The sequence below is a fragment of the Bradyrhizobium sp. genome, assembly GCF_019244115.1.
Classification (GTDB): Bacteria; Pseudomonadota; Alphaproteobacteria; order Rhizobiales; family Xanthobacteraceae; genus Bradyrhizobium.
On record NZ_JAFATE010000739.1, the window covers coordinates 1 to 3,854 of the forward strand.

3 protein-coding genes are annotated in these 3,854 nt (G+C 66.0%); 2 read left to right on the top strand and 1 reads right to left on the bottom strand.

Annotated features, from left to right (window positions below):
- Positions 1–2,380 (bottom strand): autotransporter outer membrane beta-barrel domain-containing protein (locus JOZ76_RS31790; protein WP_291705352.1); only part of this gene is annotated, 2,380 nt, incomplete at its 3' end.
- Here JOZ76_RS31790 and JOZ76_RS31795 point away from each other — a divergent pair.
- Both JOZ76_RS31795 and JOZ76_RS31800 read left to right on the top strand, forming a co-directional pair.
- The gene (locus JOZ76_RS31795) at positions 2,358–2,996 is read left to right on the top strand and encodes a hypothetical protein (RefSeq protein ID WP_291705353.1); all 639 of its coding nucleotides are present in this window, start codon (positions 2,358–2,360) and stop codon (positions 2,994–2,996) included. The genes JOZ76_RS31790 and JOZ76_RS31795 overlap by 23 nt on opposite strands.
- Before the next feature lie 87 nt (positions 2,997–3,083).
- Positions 3,084–3,854: hypothetical protein (locus tag JOZ76_RS31800; protein WP_291705354.1), on the top strand; the 771-nt coding region annotated here is incomplete at its 3' end.

The window sequence follows — 3,854 nt, forward strand, 5'->3', positions numbered from 1 at the left end:
CGAGCGTCGTCTGCAAGGAGTTGTTGTCCGAGGCGCTCACCGAGAGCGCGCCGAAGTCGCCCGTCTCCGAGAAGCCGTCGACATGCGCGTAGACGTAATCCAAGGCCGCGTAGGGCGTGACGCTCACATTCACGCCTCCCGCCGGCAGCGCCCAGTGATATCCGCCCTCCGCATGGGCCTGATAGCTCTGGCCCGAGGGCGAGGAGGTGGCGTCACCGGGAAGCCCGAAGGGCGTGAGCAAGCGCGAGGTGCCGAAATCGTTGAAGCTCGCGACGACGCTGCCGAGCGCATACAAGGGCGACCCGGGGCCGCCGGCCCAGCCGGCGTAAGCGCCGCCTTGATACGAGTTCACATTCGTGCTCGAGCCGTCCTTGAACTTCGCCGAAGTCGCGACGTAAGTCGCGGCCACGCCCGCCACGATGCCATTGTCGAGGCGCCAATCGATGCCGGCGATGAGCGGCGCGGCGCGATTGATGTCGTAGCCCACGCCGGCGCTCGAGGCCGAGGGGGTCGCGCTGCCGAACTGATCCGCGCCGCGCGCCCAGAGATTGGCGTTGCCGAACGAAAAGCTCGGTTGCGTCACCGGGCCCTTCGAGATCACGCCCGGAGCCGGGGCGCCGCCCGGCACCCATTCGCCGAGCGCACCGCCATTCGCGACGAGGCGATCCTGGATGGCTTGCGTGAGCACGCGCGGCGCGTCGAGCCCGAGGCGCCCATCTTGAGTGAGGTCTTGCGCGCTCGCCGCGAGCCCTGCTGGGCTCAAGCTCAAGACCGCGTCGAGCGCGTTCGCGGTCGTCGGATCGGGCTGGGTGCTCGCCTGGAAGAGCGTGATCGAGCTCTTGACGGCGGCGAAGCCGCCCGAAAGCGGCGGGTCGGCCACGATGGCGTTCCGGAACACCGTCGTGCGCTGCGTCGCGAGCGCGAAGAGGCTCGCCGCCACGGGAGAGAGCTCGAAAGTGCCGCCGCGCAAATTGATCGTGCCGGCGCTCAAGGTCGGATAGGTCCCCGCTATCGTGCTTTGCGTCACGTTGAACACGAGCGTGCCGCCCGTTTGCGTGTAGGTGCCAAAACCTGAGATGCTTTGCGTCGGCGCAAGCACGATCTGGCCGCCCGTGACGTTGAGCGCGTCGCCCTTCGTGTTACCCGAGCCGATGATGCTGCCCGCGATCGTGCCGCCGTTCTGATTGACAACGCTCGCGCCGCCCATCTCTTGCGAAAGGTCGATCGCCGAGGTCGAGCCCGTGATCGTGCCGGTGTTTGTGATCCCTCCCGAAACCGGCACGACGATCGCAATACCGGTGCCGATGGCCCCGTTCGTGCCGATCGCGTTGATCGTGCCGGAGTTGGTGATCGCGCCGGTGAAGACGCCCGTGCTGACCCGACCCTTCGTCGACGTGCCGACCGAGATGCCGATCCCCCTCTCGCCGGCGCCGGAGGCGTTCACCTGGATCGTGCCGGCGTTGAGCACGTTGCCCATGATGGTGCCCGGCGTCGCGACCCCACCATTCTGCTCGACCGGATTTCCGAAGCCGATCGATAGGCCTGTCGCCGATGCCGGAATGCTGCCCGTCGACGTCCCGGACACGCTCGCGACGAGCGATCCGGTGTTGGTGATGTTCCCGACGATGGTGCCTCCTGCGGCGCTCGCATTGGCAACCGTGGCGTTTCCACCGACCGCGAAAACCGAAATGGCCTGGGCGCCGGCGGCGGTGGCGCTGATGGCGCTCGCGATGACCGTGCCGTTGTTGACGATGTCGCCTCGGAAGACGCCGCCGGCGCTGCGCGACGCCGATGGCTTCGCGCTACCCGAGTTCGCGGCGCCGCCACCCGCAACAATCGCGATGCCGGTCGCGAAGGGCAGGATCTGCGCGGCGCCCTTGGCGCTCGCCTTGATGACGCCGATGTTGGTGATGCTCGTGGTCTCGAGCGACCCGCCTCCCGCGGGATCGTCGGTGCCGCCTCCCGCGAAGGCAGTAATTCCGGTCGCATCCACGAGATTGGTGGTCAACGTAGCCGTGTTGACCCCGACTGCGTTGCCGGAGCCCGAGGCAGTGACGAGGATCATGGCTGAATTGAGGATCGCGCCCGCGATCGTGCCACCCGTCGCTTGCCCTACGCCTCCATTGGCGCTCACGTTCAGTCCAGCGGCCGTCGCGAGGTTCTGGCCGGTCCCGTTCAGGCTCGTTGTGACCGAGACGTTGATCGTCCCGGCATTGGTGATGTTGCCGGTGAAATTTCCACCTTGGGCCGCGGCTTGCGTGGCGCTCGTCTGATTGAACCCGCCATTTGCCGACACGAGGAGGCCCGTGGCGCCCGTGAAGGCGCTGCTCGACCCACCATTCGTCGGAGCCGTGACGGTGGTGTTGCCGGTCGCGCTCACCGTGATGCTCCCGGCGTTGGTGATGTTGCCGCTAATGCTCCCGCCCCCGATCATCGCCTTGCTCACCGAGGCGCTTGCACCCGATGCCGACACCAAGATTCCGGTGGCGCTGGCACTGGATATTGCCTGCGAAGTTGCGTCGCCGGTGTCGGCGAGCGTCGCCATATGGGAGAGGTTCACGCTGATCGTGCCGGCATTCGTGATGCCGCCGCTAACGCTGCCGCCTGCAGCCGTGGCCCCAATGGCAGTAGCCGAGCCTGCATTGGCGGTGACGGAAAGCCCCGCCACGCTGGGATTCGTAGTGGCAAATGCGTTGCCCGAGACGGAGAGGGTGCTCGTCACGGAAAGCGTCGCCCCGATCGTCGCGGCGTTGGTGATCGCCGAGGTGATCTGTCCCCCGGTCGGGGAGTTGAAACCGCCAGCGGCGGTGATCGTCTCTCCCTCGACCCGAACGGTAGGGGTAAAGAATCCGGTGCTCCCGGTGAAGGTGAGCGGCGCCGTGCCTTGGGCGTCGATCATTCCGGTGTTCGCGATCGGGCCCGTGAAAGTGCCGTTCGTGTTGATGTTCAGTCCATTGACAATGAGCCCCGGATTGTTCGCGGGGAGCGTGGCCTGAGCGCTGATCGTGCCGGTATTGCTCAGGCCGCCGGAGATCGCCCCATTCTGCACATTTATGCCGTTGGCCGTCTGAGCGCCGCTCACGTTGATCGCGCCGGTATTGCTAATGCCACCGCTGACGGTGCTCGCGCCAAGGATCGCGATGCCGGTGCTGGTCTTGCCGGTGGCAATGATCGTTCCGCTATTCGCGATACCGCCAGAAAAAATGCCGTGTTCGAAACTGCTCGAAGTGCTAGCTCCTATCCTTATGCCGAACGCTTGCGCCGTTGAGTTCGTCGCGGTGATCACGCCGCTATTGACGATGCCACCGGTGACACTGCCGCTGACGAAGAAACCGTCGGCATGGCCATTCGTCGACGTAACGGTGATGGTCCCGGCATTGCTGATTCCACCTGCGACGGTGCCGGGTTCGATACTGATACCGGTAACGAACCCACTGCCGCTCGCGGTAATCTTGCCGGTATTGACGATTCCACCCGTGACCGTCGCGGCATCGATTATGATACCCTGGGCTCCGACGTTAGCCGAGATTGCCGCGATCGCGCCGGCGTTACTGATTCCGCCACCGACGCTTGAATTGATGATGGCGAGCGCGGCGGTGACGACGAAGCCTGGTGCCGCTACCGCCTTCCCCGGCGCGATCATTCCGGCATTGGTGACGGCGCCCATCACGGTCGTGCCGGTGATCACGATCGAGGTCGTGACGTTGCCCGCCGGGTTCGTGACGGTCATTTGCGGTGTGTTGAACATCTGCCCCGCACGCACCGGGGCGCCGAGAAGAAGCGCCGCGACCGAGGTGGTGGCGAGAAGCGCCGGCGCGCGGGAGAAGGCCGAGCGTCGCCGGGACGCAATGGGA